Source organism: Vandammella animalimorsus (assembly GCF_002288875.1).
Lineage (GTDB): Bacteria > Pseudomonadota > Gammaproteobacteria > Burkholderiales > Burkholderiaceae_C > Lampropedia > Lampropedia animalimorsus.
Window position 1 is genome coordinate 699,191 of record NZ_NTBH01000001.1, and the last position, 18,510, is coordinate 717,700.

At 66.5% G+C, this 18,510-nt stretch carries 13 protein-coding genes, 1 tRNA gene and 1 pseudogene; 9 read left to right on the plus strand and 6 right to left on the minus strand.

Annotated elements, in window-relative coordinates:
• Nucleotides 1-119 precede the first annotated feature (119 nt).
• Entirely contained in the window at nucleotides 120-1,844 is a 1,725-nt protein-coding gene (locus CLI93_RS02935) for an NAD+ synthase (RefSeq protein WP_095541385.1), read from the minus strand.
• Nucleotides 1,845-2,086: 242 nt separating this feature from the next.
• Here CLI93_RS02935 and CLI93_RS02940 point away from each other — a divergent pair.
• The 9 genes from CLI93_RS02940 to hemH all read left to right on the plus strand — a co-directional run bounded on the left by CLI93_RS02940 (nucleotide 2,087) and on the right by hemH (nucleotide 15,031).
• Nucleotides 2,087-2,163 (plus strand) — tRNA-Arg (locus CLI93_RS02940).
• A 41-nt stretch (nucleotides 2,164-2,204) separates the two neighbouring features.
• Nucleotides 2,205-6,266, plus strand: coding sequence for a phosphoribosylformylglycinamidine synthase (purL, locus tag CLI93_RS02945; RefSeq protein WP_095541169.1), 4,062 nt, complete (start codon nucleotides 2,205-2,207; stop codon nucleotides 6,264-6,266).
• Nucleotides 6,267-6,362: 96 nt separating this feature from the next.
• A complete protein-coding gene (locus CLI93_RS02950) occupies nucleotides 6,363-7,619 on the plus strand; it encodes a lipoprotein-releasing ABC transporter permease subunit (RefSeq protein WP_095541168.1) in 1,257 nt (418 codons plus the stop codon).
• Nucleotides 7,612-8,346, plus strand: coding sequence for a lipoprotein-releasing ABC transporter ATP-binding protein LolD (lolD, locus tag CLI93_RS02955; protein ID WP_095541167.1), 735 nt, complete (start codon nucleotides 7,612-7,614; stop codon nucleotides 8,344-8,346). The genes CLI93_RS02950 and lolD overlap by 8 nt, the downstream gene beginning before the upstream one ends.
• 19 nt (nucleotides 8,347-8,365) lie before the next feature.
• Entirely contained in the window at nucleotides 8,366-9,223 is an 858-nt protein-coding gene (locus CLI93_RS02960) for a TatD family hydrolase (protein ID WP_095541166.1), read from the plus strand.
• A 2-nt stretch (nucleotides 9,224-9,225) separates the two neighbouring features.
• Complete coding sequence (locus tag CLI93_RS02965; RefSeq protein WP_095541384.1) at nucleotides 9,226-9,882, plus strand: DNA-deoxyinosine glycosylase; 657 nt, start codon at nucleotides 9,226-9,228, stop codon at nucleotides 9,880-9,882.
• Complete coding sequence (locus CLI93_RS02970; protein ID WP_095541165.1) at nucleotides 9,879-10,673, plus strand: class I SAM-dependent methyltransferase; 795 nt, start codon at nucleotides 9,879-9,881, stop codon at nucleotides 10,671-10,673. Before CLI93_RS02965 ends, CLI93_RS02970 begins: the two co-directional genes overlap by 4 nt.
• Nucleotides 10,674-10,721: 48 nt before the next feature.
• On the plus strand, nucleotides 10,722-13,796 hold the full coding sequence (locus CLI93_RS02975) for a putative bifunctional diguanylate cyclase/phosphodiesterase (protein ID WP_095541164.1): 3,075 nt from the start codon (nucleotides 10,722-10,724) through the stop codon (nucleotides 13,794-13,796).
• A 176-nt stretch (nucleotides 13,797-13,972) separates the two neighbouring features.
• Nucleotides 13,973-15,031 (plus strand): ferrochelatase, encoded by a 1,059-nt coding sequence (gene hemH, locus CLI93_RS02980; RefSeq protein ID WP_095541163.1) that lies wholly within the window; start codon nucleotides 13,973-13,975, stop codon nucleotides 15,029-15,031.
• A gap of 29 nt (nucleotides 15,032-15,060) precedes the next feature.
• On the opposite strand, the gene CLI93_RS02985 is transcribed toward hemH, so the two are convergent.
• From CLI93_RS02985 to CLI93_RS03005, 5 genes and pseudogenes are all read right to left on the minus strand, one after another.
• Nucleotides 15,061-15,258 carry a hypothetical protein gene (locus tag CLI93_RS02985; RefSeq protein WP_143325855.1) on the minus strand — a complete coding sequence of 66 codons (198 nt, stop codon included), beginning with the start codon at nucleotides 15,256-15,258 and terminating at the stop codon, nucleotides 15,061-15,063.
• Between the two features lie 92 nt (nucleotides 15,259-15,350).
• Nucleotides 15,351-16,070 carry a DNA repair protein RecO gene (gene recO / locus CLI93_RS02990; RefSeq protein WP_238945684.1) on the minus strand — a complete coding sequence of 240 codons (720 nt, stop codon included), beginning with the start codon at nucleotides 16,068-16,070 and terminating at the stop codon, nucleotides 15,351-15,353.
• A 171-nt stretch (nucleotides 16,071-16,241) separates the two neighbouring features.
• The gene (era, locus tag CLI93_RS02995; protein ID WP_420823096.1) at nucleotides 16,242-17,177 is read right to left on the minus strand and encodes a GTPase Era; all 936 of its coding nucleotides are present in this window, start codon (nucleotides 17,175-17,177) and stop codon (nucleotides 16,242-16,244) included.
• Nucleotides 17,178-17,326: 149 nt separating this feature from the next.
• Nucleotides 17,327-17,989 (minus strand): annotated as a pseudogene (gene rnc, locus CLI93_RS03000) (ribonuclease III); the annotation flags it as partial.
• A 42-nt stretch (nucleotides 17,990-18,031) separates the two neighbouring features.
• Nucleotides 18,032-18,451, minus strand: a complete 420-nt coding sequence (locus CLI93_RS03005) for a DUF4845 domain-containing protein (protein WP_238945683.1) — start codon at nucleotides 18,449-18,451, stop codon at nucleotides 18,032-18,034.
• Between the last annotated feature and the right edge of the window lie 59 nt (nucleotides 18,452-18,510).

The window sequence follows — 18,510 nt, forward strand, 5'->3', positions numbered from 1 at the left end:
TGAGACAGAGTCTGCGCCCAGAAAAATGGCTACGCCGCCCGAAAAGCCCGCAATGGTAACGCCATTTGCCTGACCCATGGCTTGCCTGGGCGGCTCAAATGCACTGCTTTTGCAGAGCCTCAACGCTGATAGCCATTGGTGATTGGATAGCGCCAATCGAGGCCAAAGCTGCGCGCGCTGAGCTTGGGGCCGGGTGCGCTTTGCTGGCGCTTGTATTCGCTGATGCGCAGCAGCCTGAACACCTGCTCGACGCGCTCGCGCGGGTAGCCGGCGGCCACGATCTCATCGGCCGAGCGCTCTTGCTCCAGGCGCAGCTGCACGATGGCGTCGAGCACCTCGTAGGGCGGCAGGCTGTCCTGATCGGTCTGGTTCTCGCGCAGCTCGGCGCTGGGCGGGCGGGTGATGATGCGCTCGGGGATGGGCTGCGCCACGGTCTGGCCTACGGCGCATGCAGGCACATGCGCATTGCGCCAGCGCGCCAATGCAAAGGCCTCGGTCTTGTACAAGTCCTTCAGCGGCGCAAAGCCGCCGCACATGTCGCCATACAGCGTGGAGTAGCCCATGGCGACCTCGCTCTTGTTGCTGGTGGCCAGCAGTAGCCCCCCAAACTTGTTGGACAAGGCCATGAGCAGCACGCCCCGGATGCGCGCCTGCAGGTTTTCCTCCGTGGCATCGACCGGGCGCTGTTCGAACAGCGGCGCCAAGCTGTGCTGCAGCGTCTCGAAAGGCTCGCGGATGGAGATCTCGTCATAGCGCACGCCCAGGCGGCACACCATCTCGCGCGAATCCTCCAGGCTGATGGCCGCCGTATAGGGCGAAGGCATCATCACCGCATGCACCTGCTGCGCGCCCAGCGCGTCCACCGCCAGCGCCAGCACCAGGGCCGAATCCAGCCCGCCCGACAGGCCCAGCAACACCTGGCCAAAGCCGTTCTTGCGCACATAGTCGCGCGTGGCCAACACCAAAGCCTGCCAGACTTGCAGCAGCTCCTCGCCCAGCGCGTGGTTCTGCCCAGGCTCCAGCAGCCACTGCCCTGGCTCGACTGCTGCTGTATCGCCCTGCCACTGCAACGGCCACAGGCAAGCAGCAAAGCCTGGGGCCCAGCCCGCAATCTGGCCGTCGGCCTGCAGTGCCAGCGAATGGCCATCGAACACCCGCTCATCCTGACCGCCCACCGTGTTGGCGTACAAGAGCGGCAAACCGGCGGCCTGGGCACAAGCGCCCAGCGCTGCCGCACGCTGCGCCGGCCGGCCCTGCACGAAGGGCGAGGCATCCAGCGCCAGCAGCAGGCGAGCGCCTGCCTGGCGGGCCTGCTGCGCCAGCTTGGGTTGCCAGACATCAGCGCCAATGAGCACCGCCAGCGGCACGCCCTGCACCGAGATCACCTCTGGCTGCGCCCCAAGCGAGCCGCCAATGAAATGGCGCTGCTCGCCACTTTGCCAGCCCTGCCCGCCCTGCTGCCGCCAACGCGCCAACAACTGCCCTGCGCCAATCAAACTGGCCGCATTGCAGGCCAGCGGCCTGGGCAGCAACTGCAGCGGGTCTGCTGCTGCAGCATGCTCAGGCTCGGCCACTGCCTCCGGATGGCCCAGCACAATGTGCAACTGTGGCCATTGCGCACTGGCGGCCACCAGCTGCTGCAGCGCCTGCGCGCAGTCTTGCAGAAACAGCGGGCGGCAAAGCAAATCGGCCGCACCCGGCCCGCTGAGGAACAACTCGGGCAATACCAACAGCTGGCAGCCTTGCGCCTGCGCCTGAGCAGCGGCCTGCAGGGCTTGGGCCAGATTGCCCTGTATATCCCCCGCGACGGGGTTGAGTTGTGCGACACAGATGGAAAGAGTCATGGGCGAAGGCATGGCGGCAAGTGGGGCTCAGGGCAAATGGGGCACAGGCATTGAGCGCCTGCCCCCCTGAAAAAAGCGGCCATTATCAGGCCAGGGCCTGTTCCCTCATCACAGCGCCGCGCCCCTGTGCGGTCGGTGCAGATTTTCCTTAGGGCCGCACTGGTATGATGCGCGCCTTTCGCGCATCCCGGCCGGCATGGGCAGGCCGGGCCTTGGGGCCGACTCCAAGGGTTGCAAGCCAACTGCCAGTAGCTCAACTGGATAGAGCAGCTGCCTTCTAAGCAGCAGGTCGGGGGTTCGAGTCCCTCCTGGCAGGCCAATGCCCCACCCTGCGTTTTTCTTGCCCTGGGACATTCCGCCGTGTCTTTGTTCGTCACCGAATTCGAGGGCGGTCGCGCCCTGTCGCCCTTCCGCGCCGCCAAGCTGCTGCCTGCGCTGCAGGCCATCCATTCCAAAATCCAGGCCATCGATGCGCGCTTTTTGCATCTGGTCGCTACCGAGCAGCCCATGAGCGACGCGCTGGCGCAGCAACTGGCGCGCCTGTTGGACTATGGCGAGCCTTTTGCCCCGGCGCAGGCCGGCGCAGCCGATGCTTTGGTGCTGGTCACGCCCCGGCTGGGCACGGTCAGCCCCTGGGCTTCCAAGGCCACGGACATTGCGCACAACTGCGCCCTGCCAGTGCGCCGCATCGAGCGCGCCGTGGAGTACCGCCTGCACCTCAAGCCTGGCCTGCTGGGCCAGCGTGAGGCGTTGGACGATGCGCAGTGGCAGCAGGTCGCCGCTTTGCTGCACGACCGCATGACGGAATCGGCGCTGCGAGAGCGCCAGCAAGCCCACGGCCTGTTCGAGAGCCTGCCCGCCGCGCCGCTGCAAACGGTGGACGTGCTCAGCGGCGGCCCCCAGCAAGGCAAGCAGGCGCTGGAGGCGGCCAACCGCGACTGGGGCCTGGCCCTGGCCGAGGACGAGATCGACTACCTCGTAGCCGCCTTCACGCAACTGGGCCGCAACCCCACGGACGTGGAGCTGATGATGTTCGCCCAGGCCAACAGCGAGCACTGCCGCCACAAGATCTTCAACGCCGACTTCACCATCGACGGCCAGCGCCAGGACAAAAGCCTGTTCGGCATGATCCGCCACACGCACCAGATGGCGCCGCAGCACACCGTCGTGGCCTATGCCGACAACGCCTCGGTGATGGAAGGCCATGCCATCGAGCGCTTCGTCGCCCGCGCCGGCGACGCCCAGGCCCCGCGCCAGTACGTGCGCGAGCCGGCCCGCCATGACGTGCTGATGAAGGTGGAGACGCACAACCACCCCACGGCCATCTCACCCTTCCCCGGTGCGGCCACCGGCGCAGGCGGCGAGATCCGCGACGAAGGCGCCACCGGCCGTGGCGCGCGGCCCAAGGCGGGGCTGACGGGCTTTACCGTCTCCAAACTCTGGGGCGGCCTGAGCGAGCAGCCCGGCGGCAAGCCCGCCCACATGGCCAGCCCGCTGGAGATCATGACCGAAGGCCCGCTGGGCGGCGCGGCCTTCAACAACGAATTTGGCCGCCCCAATCTGGCCGGTTATTTCCGTGAATACGAGCAAGAAGTCGCGGGCGTGCAGCGCGGCTTTCACAAGCCCATCATGATCGCCGGCGGCCTGGGGCAAATCGATGCCACGCAGGTCAAGAAAGTGCCGTTCCCTGCTGGCACGCTGCTGGTGCAACTGGGCGGTCCGGGCATGCGCATCGGCATGGGCGGCGGGGCGGCCAGCTCGCTGGCCAGCGGCGTGAATGCGGCCGATCTGGACTTTGACTCGGTGCAGCGCGGCAACCCCGAGATCGAGCGACGCGCGCAGGAAGTCATCAACCAGTGCTGGCAATTGGGCCAGGACAACCCCATCCTGGCCATCCACGACGTGGGCGCGGGCGGCCTGTCCAACGCCTTCCCCGAGCTGGTCAACGACGCCGGGCGCGGCGCACACTTCGATTTGCGCGCCGTGCCGCTGGAGGAAAGCGGCCTCTCGCCCAAGGAGATCTGGAGCAACGAAAGCCAGGAGCGCTACGTCATGGCCATCGCCCCCGAGGCGCTGGCGCGTTTTGAGGCGCTGTGCGCGCGCGAGCGCTGCCCGTTTGCCGTGGTGGGCGTGACCACCGAAGCGCGCGAGCTGCGCGTGACCGACGGCGACGACGGCAAGGACAACACCGAAGCCACCACCGCCCCGCACCCTGTGGACATGCCTATGGACGTGCTGCTGGGCAAGCCGCCCAAGATGCACCGCGACGTGCGCAGCGTGGCGCGCACGCCCCAGCCGCTGGACGTCACCGGCGTGGGCTTGCAAGAGGCCATCATCGGCGTGCTCAGCCACCCCACGGTGGCCAGCAAGCGCTTTCTCATCACCATTGGCGACCGCGCCGTGGGCGGCCTCACGCACCGCGACCAAATGGTCGGCCCCTGGCAAGTGCCGGTGGCCGATTGCGCCGTCACCCTGGCCGATTTCAAAGGGCTGGCGGGCGAGGCCATGAGCATGGGCGAGCGCAGCCCGGTGGCTGCCCTCAACGCCCCGGCCTCGGGCCGCCTGGCCATTGCCGAGGCCATCACCAACCTGCTGGCCGCGCCCATTGAGCTGGCGCGCGTCAAGCTCTCGGCCAACTGGATGGCCGCCTGCGGCGAGCCGGGCGAGGACGCCGACCTGTACGCCACCGTGCGCGCCGTCGGCCTGGAGCTGTGCCCGCAGCTGGGCATCTCCATCCCCGTGGGCAAGGACAGCCTGTCCATGCGCACCGTCTGGCAGCACGAGGGCCAGCCGCGCAAGGTCACCTCCCCCGTGACGCTGATCGCCAGCGCCTTCTGCACCCTGCCCGACATCACCGGCACGCTCACGCCGCAACTCAATCGCGACGAGGCCGACACCACCCTCATCCTCATCGACCTGGGCCGCGGCCAGATGCGCATGGGCGGCTCCATGCTGGCGCAGGTGCTGGGCCAGGAGGGCGGCGCCACCGCCGATCTGGACGACGCGCAAGACCTGGTGCGCCTGGTCGATGCCGTCAACCAACTGCGCCGCGAAGGCAAGCTGCTGGCCTACCACGACCGCAGCGACGGCGGCCTGCTGGCCACCGTGGCCGAAATGGCCTTTGCCGGGCGCGTGGGCGTGGCGCTGAATGTGGACATGCTCATCACCGAAAGCGACGGCATCAGCGACAGCCGCGCCGAATACGGCGACGCCAAGAACTGGGCGCAGCAAATCAGCGCGCGCCGCGAGGAGCTGACCCTCAAGGCCCTGTTCAACGAAGAGCTGGGCGTGGTGCTGCAAGTGTGCACCGCCGAGCGCGACGCCGTCATGCAGACGCTGCGCGCGCACGGCCTGTCCAAGCACAGCCACTTCATCGGCAAGACCCGCCCGGCCCAGGCCCCGCTGGAGGACGGCAAGGGCCAGCTGCAAATCTGGCGCGATACCAAGAACGTCTTCAGCGCCGAGCTGTACGACCTGTTCCAGGTCTGGGACAGCGTGAGCTGGAAGATCGCCCGCGAGCGCGACAACCCGGATTGCGCCGATCAGGAGCACGCCGCCGCCGGCCGCATGGACGACCCCGGCCTGCACGTGCAGCTGAGCTTCGACCCGGCCGAGGACGTGGCCGCCCCCTTCATCGGCAGCCAGGCCCGCCCGCGTGTGGCCGTGCTGCGCGAGCAGGGCGTGAACTCCCACGTCGAAATGGCCTACGCCTTCAGCGAAGCGGGCTTTGAGGCCATCGACGTGCACATGAGCGACCTGCAGGCCGGGCGCGAAAACCTGGCGCAATTTCAGGGCCTGGTGGCCTGCGGCGGCTTCAGCTACGGCGACACCCTGGGCGCTGGCGTGGGCTGGGCGCGCTCCATCACCTTCAACCCCGCGCTGGCCGAGCAATTCCAGCAATTCTTTGCGCGCGGCGACACCTTCGGCCTGGGCGTGTGCAACGGCTGCCAGATGTTTGCCGAGCTGGCCGGCATCATCCCCGGCGCGCAGGCCTGGCCGCGCTTTACCACCAACCGCAGCGAGCGCTATGAGGCCCGCCTGGTGCAGGCGCTGGTGCCCGACTCGCCCAGCTTGTTCTTCGCCGGCATGGCAGGCAGCCGCCTGCCCATCGTCGTCGCCCATGGCGAAGGCTTTGCCAACTTCAGCCAGCGCGGCAACGCCAGCGCCGCCATCGCCGCGCTGCGCTACGTGGATCACCTGGGCCAGCCCACCGAGCAATACCCGCTCAACCCCAATGGCAGCCCCGGCGGCCTGGCCGCCGTGACCACGGCCGACGGCCGCTTCACGGCCATGATGCCGCACCCCGAGCGCGTGTTCCGCAACGCCCAGATGAGCTGGACGGATCTGCCCGCCACCGGCGGCCTGGGCGCAAAAAGCCCCTGGATGCGCCTGTGGCGCAACGCCCGCAAGTGGATCGGGTGACGACGGGCTGCAGGCTGCACCTGGCTCGAGGGCCAGCGCCTGGCCTGCGCCCTCCTGTTCTTCCCCCAATGGCCGCCACGACGCGCGCCGACGACTATGCAAACTCCCTATGAATGGGCCATGGGCTGGCGCTATACCCGTGCGGGGCGCACCAGCCGCAGCAAGGGCCTGCTTTCCTTCGTCGCCAGCGTCTCGGCCATCGGCATTGCGCTGGGCGTGGCGGCGCTGATCATCGTGCTCAGCGTGATGAACGGCTTTCAGCGCGATGTGCGCGACCGCATGCTCTCCGTGGTCTCGCACATCGAGGTGTTCGCGCCGCGCGGCGGCACGCTGCCCAGCGTGGAACGCGTCTCGGCCCAGGTGCGCCAAAACCCGCAGGTCGTGGGCCTGGCGCCCTTCGTCTCGGTGCAGGCGCTCATCGCGCGCGGCGACGACATGCGCGGCGCCATCGTGCGCGGCATCGATCCGGCGCTGGAGCCCGAGGTCACGGAGCTGGCCGGCAGCCTGCGCCAGCAGGTGCTGCAGCAGCTCACGCCGGGCAGCTTTCACATCGTGCTCGGGCACGAGCTGGCCAAGCAGCTGGGCGTGGTGCCCGGCGGGCAGGTCACGCTGGTGGCGCCTTCGGGCCAGGTCACGCCCGCCGGGGTGGTGCCGCGCCTGAAGCAGATGACGGTGGTGGGCACTTTCGACTCGGGCCATTTCGAGTACGACTCGGGCATGGCCATGCTGCACATCGAGGACGCGCAGCGCATCTTCCGCCTGGAGTCGCCCAGCGGCATCCGCCTGAAGCTGCAGGATTTGCACCAGGCGCCCGAGGTGGTGCAGCAACTGGCCAACAGCCTGAGCGACCCGCTGCTGCTGCGCGACTGGACCATGCAGAACCGCAACTGGTTCATGGCCGTGCAGATGGAAAAGCGCATGATGTTCATCATCCTGACGCTGATCGTCGGCGTGGCCGCCTTCAACCTGGTGGCCACGCTGGTGATGACGGTGGCCGACAAGCGCGCCGACATTGCCATCCTGCGCACGCTGGGCGCCAGCTCGGCCAGCATCATGGCGATCTTCGTCGTGCAAGGCGCCATGGTGGGCATCATCGGCACGCTGGCCGGGCTGCTGCTGGGCCTGGCCGTGGCGCACAACATCGACGTCATCGTGCCCTTCATCGAGCGGCTGCTGGGCTTTCAGTTCCTGCCGCCGGAGATGTACCTGATCAGCCAGATCCCCAGCGACCCGCAGCTGCGCGACATCGCCTCGATCTGTGCCGTGGCGCTGGCGCTGGCCTTCGTCGTCACCCTCTACCCGAGCTGGCGCGCCAGCCGCATCAACCCCGCCGAGGCCCTGCGCTATGAGTGAACACTTTCGCCCCCCCGCACCGGCGCAGCCGCCGGTGGTGCTCTCGGCGCGCCAGGTGGTCAAGCGCTTTTGCGAAGGCCCGCTGGACGTGACCGTGCTCAAGGGCCTGTCGCTGGACGTGTACGCCGGCCAGACGCTGGCCATCGTCGGCGCCTCGGGCTCGGGCAAGAGCACGCTGTTGCACATCCTCGGCGGGCTGGACAAGCCCAGCAGCGGCAGCGTGCTGCTGCAAGGCCAGCCGCTGGAGGGCATGAGCGCCAACCAACGCGGCGTGCTGCGCAATCGCAAGCTGGGCTTTGTCTACCAGTTTCACCACCTGCTGCCTGAGCTGAGCGCGCTGGAGAACGTGGCCATGCCGCTGCGCATCCGCCGCGCCAGCGCCCAGGAATGCACGGACAAGGCCAGCGCCATGCTGCGCCAGGTCGGCCTGGGCGAGCGCCTGCAGCACCGCCCGGCCGAGCTCTCCGGCGGCGAGCGCCAGCGCGTGGCCATCGCCCGCGCGCTGGTCACCGAGCCAGTGTGCGTGCTGGCCGATGAGCCCACTGGCAACCTGGATCGCGAAACGGCCGACGCCGTGTTCGCGCTGATGATGCAGCTGGCGCGCGAGCGCGGCACGGCCTTCGTGCTGGTCACGCACGACCAGGATCTGGCCGCGCGCTGCGACCGCCAGCTGCGCATGCAATCGGGCCAACTGCAAGAGCCCGGCCAGCCAGCGCAGCAGAGCTGAGGCCACAGCGCGCCGCGTCATGCCGTTCTGGATCGACACCCATTGCCATCTCGATGCGGCCGAGTTCGACGCCGACCGCCGCGCCGAGCGCGAGCGCGCCCGCGCCGCCGGCGTGCGCTGCTGTGTGCTGCCGGCCGTGCAAGCGTCTGGCTTCGAGGCATTGCGACAACTGGCCCATGCCGAAGGCGATGCCTATGCGCTGGGCATTCACCCGCTGTACACGCCAGGGGCCAGCCAGGCCGACCTCGACGCCCTGGATGCAGCCTTGCAGCGCCATGCACAGGACGCGCGGCTGGTGGCCGTGGGTGAGATCGGGCTGGACTTCTTCACCGGTCTGGAGCCTGGCTGGCAAACCCAGGTCTACAGCGCCCAGCTGCGCCTGGCCAAGGCCCATGCGCTGCCGGTGCTGCTGCACGTGCGGCGCAGCGTCGATCAGGTGCTCAAGCAGCTGCGTGCAGCGCACTTTCACTGCGGCGGCATCGCACACGCCTTCAACGGCAGCCTGCAACAGGCCCATGCTTTTCTGGATTTGGGCTTCAAGCTGGGCTTTGGCGGAGCGGTGACCTTCGAGCGCGCCCAGCAGCTACGCCGCCTGGCCGCGCAATTGCCGGCCGAGGCCATCGTCATGGAAACCGATGCGCCAGACATGCCGCCGCACTGGCTTTACACCCCAGCCCAGGCGCGCGCGCAGGGCCAGCCCCAGGGCCGCAACAGCCCCGCCGAGCTGCCGCGCATTGCCGCCGCCGTGGCCGAGCTGCGCGGCCTGCCGCTGGCGCAATGGCAGGCCCAGAGCAGCGCCAACGCCCTGGCCGCCCTGCCCCGCCTGCGCGCCCTGCTGCCGCCAGCGCCTGCCAGCCACGGCGCGGCGCAAGAATGAGCATGGCCCAGCGCCCGGCGCCATCGCCTGCCCCGGCATCGGCAGCGGCCCTTGCCCCGGCACACCGCTCAGCCGATGCCAACCAGGAGGCAGCGCTGCTGCAGGGGCTGCCCCCCATCCTCGATGAGCGCACGCGCGTGCTGGTGCTGGGCAGCTTTCCCGGCGCGGCCTCGCTGGCGGCCGGGCAGTATTACGCCCACCCGCGCAACCAGTTCTGGCCCATTCTGGCCGCGCTGCATACGCCGCCGGCCTGGCCGGCGCTGCCGCCGGACTACGCCGCACGCCGGCAATGGCTGCTGCAACAAGGCATTGGCCTGTGGGATGTGTACGCCAGCTGCGAACGCCAGGGCAGCCTGGACAGCGCCATCCGCAACGCCCGCGTCAACGCGCTGCACAGCCTGCGCCAGCGCTGCCCACATCTGGCATTGATCGCCCACAACGGCGGCGAAAGCTACCGCCACCGCCGCCTGAGCCAGGCGCTAGGCCTGCCTGTGCTGCGCCTGCCCTCGACCAGCCCGGCCAACGCCAGCTGGAGCTTTGAGCGCAAGCTGGCCGCCTGGCGCGCCGCGCTGCTGCCAGCGCTATTGCCCACACCCTCGCCTGCGCAGCCTACAGCGCCCGGCCACGACACTGCTTGCACATCCCCCGCCCCGCAATGAAAGCCCCCCGCACCACCACCCGCAAACCCCAGCCCGCCGCGCTGCCCGATGTCAGCATCTCCGAAGAGGATGGCGTGCGCCACCTGCACCTGGATTCGCCTTGGATTCAGGGCTCGATGCGCATTGCCAAGCCCCTGGATCTGGAGTTGGAATACGTGCAGCGCATGATGGCCTGGCTGTTGTTCGTCGAGTCCGATGCCGTGCCCGAGCTGCACGCCATGCAGCTGGGCCTGGGCGCGGCAGCGCTGACCAAGTTTTGCTACAAACGCCTGGGCATGCGCACCACGACCATCGAGCTCAACCCCCAGGTTGTGGCCGCCTGCATGCGTTGGTTTCGCCTGCCCGAGAACGACGAGCGCCTGCAGGTGCTGGTGGCCAATGCCGAGGACGCGGTGCAGGACCCGGATTGGCTCGGCAGCGTCGATGCGCTGCAGGTGGATCTCTACGACCACGACGCGGCCGGGCCGGTGCTGGAAAGCGCCGAGTTCTACGGCCACTGCCACGCCATGCTGGCCGAAGGCGGCTGCATGAGCGTCAATCTGTTTGGCCGCACGGCCAGCTTCGAGCGCAACATGCGCCACATCGCCGCCGCCTTCGGGCCGCAGGCGCTGTGGCACTTCAAACCCACGCACGAGGGCAACACCATCTTGCTGGCGCGCAAGGGGGGTGCCGAAGTCTCCCGCCCGCTGATGCGCCAACGCGCCGAGGCCATCGAGGCACGCTGGAAACTGCCCGCGCGCCTGTGGGTGCAGGCCCTGCAACGCTGGCAACCCGCGCCGCCAGCGTCATGACGCTGCCTATAATTTTCATTCCCTTCGCCCAGCCGCGCACCCTGCTTTGTGAGCCCGCCCATCACGCCCCTCTCCCCCGCGCCGCCGCCCACGCAAAGTTTGGGCCTGCTGCGCACCCTGTACCGGCTGGCAGGCCTGATGGCCACCGTTGCCGTGCTGGTGGCCCTGTTCTGGCTGCACAAGCACAGCAGCCTCTTGCAGCAGCAGGCCGTGCAGGCTCAGGCGCAAACCCAGGCGCTGCGCTATGCCTACGCCCTGCAGATCAGCGCCCAGGGCTATGCACGCATGCTGCACAGCATTCAAGCCAAGCTGAGCGGCAATCCCGCGCAGGACACTGCGTTGCTGCAAACGCAATGGGATGCCGCGCAGCAAAACTCCAGCCTCATCAATGCCTCCACGCTGCGCCTGCTGCCAGCGCCGCCCACCGACCTGGCCGTGCTGCCCCCGGATGATGCAGCGCTCTGGGCTGCCGCACGCCAGCCTTTGACGCCCATGCCGCAAGCATTGGCTCGGCCCGAGGGCCTGACGCTGTTCACGCCAGCATTGCACCAAACTGCCGCCGGCCCCCAGCATCAACTGCTGGCGCTGGATTTGCGCTATGACAGCTGGCTGCGCGAGGTACAGCGCAATCTGGGGCTTGATCCCAGCCTGCCGCAGGGCCTGTATCTGGAGCAGGCAGCCGCTGCGCAGCAAGGGGACAGTGGCAAGTCATCGACTTGGCCAGAGCAACATTGGCGCCAAGAGCAGCTGCATACCCGGCTCACAATCCTGGGCCAGTCGCTGGAGTTGGTTTTCACCACGCCACCGCCGGGCAGCGCTGTCGGGGCCGATTCACTGCCCACAGCAACCACCCCTGCCAACTCCGCCCATGACGCAGGGCAATACGTGCTGTGGCCACCTGTCCTGATCGCGCTGCTGGCGCTGCTGCTTTATCTGTTGCTACGCACCTGGCTCATGCGGCGCGCGCAGTTGCAGATGCAGCGCTGGCGCGAGTACGCTAACGACAGCAGCGAGCATTATTTGGCGCTCATCAATCACCCGCTGCTGGCAGTGGCTGAGGTGGAAGGCTCGGCCGGTCAGTTCAGCTCCGTCTCGCCGCGGCTGGCACAGCTGCTGGGCTACAGCCAGGACAGCCTGCAGCGCCTGACGCTGGCCAGCCTGGCCCACCCAGAGGACGTGCAGCGCCTGCAGCAGTTTGAAACACTGCAGCCTCGGCAGGCCGGCACGCGCTATCGCTATGGGCGCATCGGCAACTTGCGCTTGCTGCACAGCCTGGGGCACATCGTTTGGGTGGATTTGCTGGAGATCAGCCCCCAGGAGCCCTACGGCGCCAGTGCACTGCAAGGGCGCAGGCTGGTCATCGTGCATGACCAAAGCGAGACACGCACCCTGCAGGCGCAGCTCAACCGCCGCATCCAGCGGCAAGCAGCCATCCTTGAGCAAGTGCCCCTGGGCTTGTGCATTCTGGACAGCCAGATGCGCATCCAGTTCATGAATCAGGGTTTCAAACGCATCAGTCAACTGAAAGCCCCTCTGCCTGAAAGCCTGGAGGAGTGGTGGCAGTGCGCCATTGCCGATGTGGGCCTGCGTCAAAGCGCTCGCGCGCGCTGGGACGCGCAGCTGGCCCGGGCCATCGCCGGCAATGGCATCGTGCGCCCCGTGGAAATCAGCCTGCAGCCTGCCTGGGCCGCCTCACAAGATGTCAATGCGGTCGGCCTCAGCGTCACGCTGGAGCTCTCAGCACTGGTCATGGACGATCAAATGGTGTTGACACTGGTGGATGTCAGCGCCCACAAGCGCGCGCAGCATGCGCTGCAACTGCAGGCGCTGTACGACCGCATCAGCAGCCTGCCCAACCGCTTCTTGCTGCTTGACCGCCTGCAACAAGCCCTGCAAGGCACCGTGCAGCAGCAGTACGGCGCCTTGCTGCTGCTGGATGTGGCTCCACTGAGCGAGGCACATAACCTGCAGGAGCACAGCTGGGCCGCGCCCATGGTTCGCGAGGTGGCTGCCCGTCTGAAAGCCTGCTGCCCGTTGGGGCAAACACTGGCACATACGGGGCCGGGCCAATTCGCACTGCTGATCAATACTGCCACGCCCCATGGCAGCGAAGCCATGCGCCAAAGCAAGGACTTGGGCTACACCATCTTGCACGCCATGCAGGCGCCATTCCGGCATAGCGGGCAGAGCATCGCCCTCAAGGCCTTTCTTGGCATCGTGTTATTCCAAGGGCAAAGGTCTGAAAGCGCCAACACACTTTGGCAGCATGCGCATCAGGCGCTGGAACAAGCCCATCGCCAGCAGCTCAAGGAGCCATGTTTTTTCGACCCGGATATGCAGGCCGCAGTCAACGCCAATGCGCTGCTCGAAGAAAGTATTCGCACAGGCATTGCCATGCAACAGTTCGTGCTGTATTTGCAACCGCAGGTACGCAACCACCAACTGACTGGCGCCGAGGTGCTACTGCGCTGGCGCAGCGGCCAGGAAGTCATCGAGCCAGAGCAGTTTCTCGCCACGGCAGAGCACAGCAACCTCATCGTGCCTCTGGGCCATTGGGTGCTGGCCCAGGCCTGCAGGCTATTGGCCACCTGGGCCCAGCACCCTCGGACGGCCAGCCTGAGCCTGTCCATCAACATCAGCGCCAAGCAGTTTTGGCAAGATAACTTTGCCGCCATGGTGCTGCAAACCATTGCCAGCACCTCGGCCCCAGCGCATCGCCTGGTGCTGGAGCTAACGGAAGAGGTGCTGCAACATGATCTGGCCCAATCCATTGCCTGCATACGCCAGCTGCGCGCTTATGGCGTGGGCTTTGCGCTGGACGGCTTCGGCAGGGGCGAATCCTCTCTGAAACTGCTGCAGCAACTGCCGCTGGACGAAGTCGGCATCGACTACCGCATCGTGCGTGACCTGGGCAGCGCCACACAAAATGCCCGCACCGTGCACGGCATCGTTCAGCTCTGCCACAACCTGGGCATCAGGGCCATGGCCAAAGGCGTCGAGGAGGCCGCCCAGGTAGAAATCCTCAAGTCCTACGACTGCTACCACTGGCAGGGTTATTTCATCAGCAAGCCCCTTCCCGTTGGCGAGTTTGAAAGCCAATTCATTCACGGCGCCCGGACATAAACCTCCGGGCCAGCCCAGCACACCAGCGCCTGTGGCCCCAGATCTGCATATGCAGTGCGAATGTGTGCTCCAATCAAGCCCCCGGCGGATCTGTGTCACATTGCCAGACCCGCTGGGCACTTCCAGACCGCACAACCCTTCTTTCTGCTGCGCAGCCCTCGCTGCCGGACAGCTTCATGCCAACCACTGCCCCACATACCACTGCCCACGGCGGAGCTGCCGCTGCACCGGCCTCTTTCAACGCCTCTACGCCTCGCCTGGGAGTGCTGCTGTGCAATCTGGGGACACCCGATGCGCCAACGCCTGCAGCCGTCAAACGCTACCTGGCCGAATTTCTCAGCGATCCGCGCGTGGTCGAACTGCCGCAGCTGCTCTGGCAACCCCTGCTGCGGCTGGCCATTCTGCCGCTGCGCGCCAAGGAGTCGGCTCGCAAATACGAAAAAATCTGGCGCCCTGAAGAAGGTGGCTCACCCCTGCTGAACTACACACGCAAGCAGGCTCTGATGCTGCGCGGCTGGCTGGGCGAAGCTGGGCTGCACGATGTTGACGTGCAAGCGGCCATGCGCTATGGGCAACCTGGCATCGTTGCGCAGTTGGAGCGCTGGCACTCCCAGGGCGTGGAAAAAATGCTGCTGCTGCCGTTGTACCCACAGTATTCGGCCACCACTACAGCCAGCGTCATCGACCAGGCCCACACCTGGGCTGGCAGCAAGCGCAACATGCCCGAGTTGCGCATCGTCAAGCACTACGCCGACGATGCCGGCTACATCGCCGCCCTGGCTAGGCGCACGCTGGAGCACTGGCAGACCCATGGCCGGCCTGAAGTGCTGGTGATGAGCTACCACGGCATTCCGGCGCGCAACGTGGCCAAGGGCGACCCTTATGCGCAGCAATGCCAGCAAAGCGCCACCCTGCTGGCGCAGCAGCTGGGCCTGCAGCCCGCGCAATACCGCGTGACATTCCAATCTCGCTTTGGCCCTGCACAATGGCTTCAGCCCTACACCCAGCCCACACTGGAGCAGTTGGCGCGCGAGGGCGTCAAGACGGTGGATTTGATCTGCCCCGGTTTTTCCAGCGACTGTCTGGAAACCCTGGAAGAAATCGACATGGAAGTGCGCCAGGCCTTTTTGGCGCATGGGGGGCAGGAATTTCGCTACATCCCCTGCCTGAACGACCACCCGGCCTGGATCAGCGCCCTGCGCGACCTGGTGCTGCGCAATACGGCGCACTGGTAACCTGCGCCCCTGAGATAGGCACGGGTGTGCTACCGCTGTGGCCCAGCCGCCCAGGCCTGCAGGCTCGCCAAGGCCAGCAGCAAGGCGGCGTAGCTGCCCATGCGCCCGTCTTCACCGCTGAACAACAAGCCCGCCAACAGCACCAGCGAGCCAAGCAAGCCAGCGGCCAGCAGATTGACCCAGAAGCGCATGCGCCAGCGCGCGCGGCGCAGCAGGGCACGGCTCATCCCCACCAACAGCGCGGCCACTGCCCAGGCTGGCAACAGTAAGGCCCCGACATGGGCAAGGAATTGCGCCATCCCCATGACTTGCCCCATCACTACAGCGTGCGCAAGCCGCGCATCAGACGCTGCGTGTGCAACTCCGCGCCCAGGTAATGGGCCAGAGCTGCGCGCAACTGGGGCTTGAGATCGGCGGCGGCATCCCCCAGCGCGCGCATACACGCAGCCAGCGCCTGGGGGCCAGCCAGCGCCTGGGCTATGGTCTGCCACTGCTGGCCCGAGAGACTGCGCCGACCATCCCAGACTTCGTGCAGGCCCATTTCAGGGATGAGCGCATAGCGCTTGCGCTCGCCCAGCGGCTGCTGATCCTGAGTCTGCACCGACAGATCAGGCAACATGCCCAGCTGTTGCAACAGCACCAGCTCAAAGGCCCGCAGCAGCACTTCCAGCGCCTGACCTGGCGCACTGGCCAGCACATGCAAGGTCATTTGGTAGGCATCGAAGACGGCGGCATGGGCATCGCCGCGCACCAACAGGCGGGCCAGCAGCTCGTTCAGGTACAGGCCCGCCAGCAGCGGCTCGCCACGCGGCACGGCCGGGCCACCAGCGCGCTCAACGCTGCGGATCGTGGCAATCACGCCCTGCTCCTGCTCCAGCCAACTGCAATCCAGGCGCAACAGCTGCAAGGGCAGCAATAGCGCGCGGAAGTTGGAGGTGGGCTTTTTCGCACCCTTGGCCAGGGCCATGAGGCGGCCATGGTCGCGGGTGAACAAATCGACGATCAGGCTGGATTCGCTGTAGGGGTACTGGTGCAGCACAAAAGCCTGCTGCCCGCTGATGCGGCGTGTGCGCCGCGCTGGCAGCGCGCTTGCGGCGCCCCTGCCTCTGCGACTGATTGGCGCTGCCGATCCGGCCGGCATGGCAGTATCTGCTGCGCCATCCACTGCCTGCGCTGCGGCGCTGATCATCATGCCTGCAGCTGGCCCCACTTACTCATAGCCGTAGGCACGCAGGCGCGCGGCATCGTCCGACCAACCCGAGCGCACCTTGACCCACAACTCCAGAAAAACCTTGGCATCCAGCAGCCTTTCCAGATCCTGGCGCGCTTCGCTGCCGATGCGCTTGAGGCGCTCACCCTTCTCGCCAATCACCATGGCCTTGTGGCTTTCGCGCTCGACGACGATGCTCGCAGCAATGCGCACCATGCGCTGCACCTGCCGACCAGGCTCTTCCAAGAAGCGGTCGATCAGTACGGTCGAGGTGTAGGGCAGCTCATCGCCGGTGAGACGAAACAGCTTTTCGCGCACGATCTCGGCCGCCAAAAAGCGCTCGCTCTTGTCAGTGAGCTCTTCCTCGTCGTACCACCAGGGCTGCTCAGGCAGATAACGCTCGCACACAGCCAATAGGCGGGCGACATCCTTGGGATCCTTGGCCGACATGGGCACGAACTCCGCAAAATCATGGCGTTCCTGCATGCTTTTGAGCCACGGCGCCAGCTCGGAGCGGCGGTGCACAGTGTCGAGCTTGTTGGCCACCAGGATGGTCGGAATGCGCTGCTTGAGCAAGGCCAGCACCTGGGCATCCTTGAGCGAGAAGCTGCCCGCCTCGACCACAAACAGCACCAGATCCACGTCAGAGATCGTGCCCGTGACCGCCTTGTTCAGGGATTGATTCAGGGCCGATTGGTAGCGAGTCTGAAAGCCCGGCGTATCCACGAACACGAACTGCGCCTGGCCTTCGGTACGAATGCCAGTGATGCGATGGCGCGTGGTTTGGGCTTTGCGCGAAGTGATGCTGACCTTCTGCCCCACCAATGCATTCATCAACGTGGACTTGCCCACGTTGGGGCGCCCGACCAGGGCAATCAGGCCGCAGCGCTGCGGCGCGTCGGCGGCGCCCTGCACCGCAGGCTCAGAAGAAGACATCATGCTCACGCCACCCATCCTTTCCCAGTCGATCCTGGTCGTTTCTTGCCTTTGCCCTGCAGCGGCGCTGTAGGCGCACGCCCGGTGCGCACGGACACTGCGGTCGTTGCCCGCCGCTGCTTGGTTTTGGCCTGCCACTGGCCATGCTGCTGCAATTGCTCAAGCAATTGCTCAGCCGCTTGCTGCTCCGCCGCCTTGCGCGAAGGCCCCTGGCCTTTTGCCTGCAGCGGCGGGGTTTGCAGGGTGCATTGCACGACGAACAGTTGCTGATGATCAGCGCCTCGCACCTCCTGCAGCTCGTAATGCGGCAGGGCCAGATAACGGCCTTGCAGCAGCTCTTGCAAACGGGTTTTGGGATCCTTGGCGTGGGTCTGGGCGCTGGTCGAGAGATCGACCTGGGCAAACAAGCGCTGCACCAGCTGCTCTACGGCGGCAAAGCCCATGTGTAAGAACACGGCTCCCAGCACAGCCTCCAGCGCATCGGCCAGCATCGAGGGGCGCTGCTGCCCCCCGGACTTCTTCTCACCCTCGCCCAGTCGCAATAATCCAGGCAACCCCAGGCCCAGCGCAATGTGGTGCAAAGACTGCTCTCGCACCAGATTGGCCCGCGTGCGCGACAACTCGCCCTCGCTGGCCTGCGGCAGGCGCTGCATCAGCCAGCGCGACACACACAGATTGAGCACTGCATCGCCCAAAAACTCCAGGCGTTCATTGTGGTCGGCACTGAAGCTGCGATGCGTCAAAGCCTGCTGCAGCAAGGCCCAGTCGGTGCCATCCCATCCCAGGCTGCGCGCCAGCCGCTCCAACCCCATATTGCTCAAAAGAACTGCTCCACAGCCGCTGCCGCCAGGTCCTCAATGGGAACTGGCATGCAGCTTGTAAACCAGAAAAGCTGGCCCCACCAGTGGGATCTCGCGGTCGTACTCCACCTCGACGACCACCGCATCGTTCTTCTTGCTGACGATCAGGTCCTTGGAGCTGATGGGGTTTGCATACTGCTCCAGATAATCGATATTGGCCTGGCGATCGAACAATTGCCGCACTTCAAGCACCGTGCCGCCCTCGGAAGCTTTCTTCAGGGCCCGCTGAACGGCTGCGTACTCGGTCACAACAGGAACCGACTTGAAGCCCACATAGCCCAGAAACACGATGATCGCAGCCAGCATGCACAGGCCGATGAATGACATGCCGCGCTGCCGTTGCGCCAGCGAAATCGTGGTGGCTTTTTTTGTGTTGTTCAGTGCGTGCACAGCAAGTCCCTCTTTGGTTTTCACGCCAGCGCGGCTGCAGTGCACAGCCGGTTGGCCATCAATGAATGCGTTCGACAAAACAC

What these genes read in the sequence shown, in the direction of transcription:
- CLI93_RS02935 (WP_095541385.1), bottom strand. Translation starts at nt 1,844, where the DNA reads ATGACTCTTTCCATCTGTGTCGCACAACTCAACCCCGTCGCGGGGGAT.
- CLI93_RS02950 (WP_095541168.1), top strand. Translation starts at nt 6,363, where the DNA reads ATGCAAACTCCCTATGAATGGGCCATGGGCTGGCGCTATACCCGTGCG.
- lolD (WP_095541167.1), top strand. Translation starts at nt 7,612, where the DNA reads ATGAGTGAACACTTTCGCCCCCCCGCACCGGCGCAGCCGCCGGTGGTG.
- CLI93_RS02960 (WP_095541166.1), top strand. Translation starts at nt 8,366, where the DNA reads ATGCCGTTCTGGATCGACACCCATTGCCATCTCGATGCGGCCGAGTTC.
- CLI93_RS02965 (WP_095541384.1), top strand. Translation starts at nt 9,226, where the DNA reads ATGGCCCAGCGCCCGGCGCCATCGCCTGCCCCGGCATCGGCAGCGGCC.
- CLI93_RS02970 (WP_095541165.1), top strand. Translation starts at nt 9,879, where the DNA reads ATGAAAGCCCCCCGCACCACCACCCGCAAACCCCAGCCCGCCGCGCTG.
- hemH (WP_095541163.1), top strand. Translation starts at nt 13,973, where the DNA reads ATGCCAACCACTGCCCCACATACCACTGCCCACGGCGGAGCTGCCGCT.
- CLI93_RS02985 (WP_143325855.1), bottom strand. Translation starts at nt 15,258, where the DNA reads ATGAGCCGTGCCCTGCTGCGCCGCGCGCGCTGGCGCATGCGCTTCTGG.
- era (WP_420823096.1), bottom strand. Translation starts at nt 17,177, where the DNA reads ATGTCTTCTTCTGAGCCTGCGGTGCAGGGCGCCGCCGACGCGCCGCAG.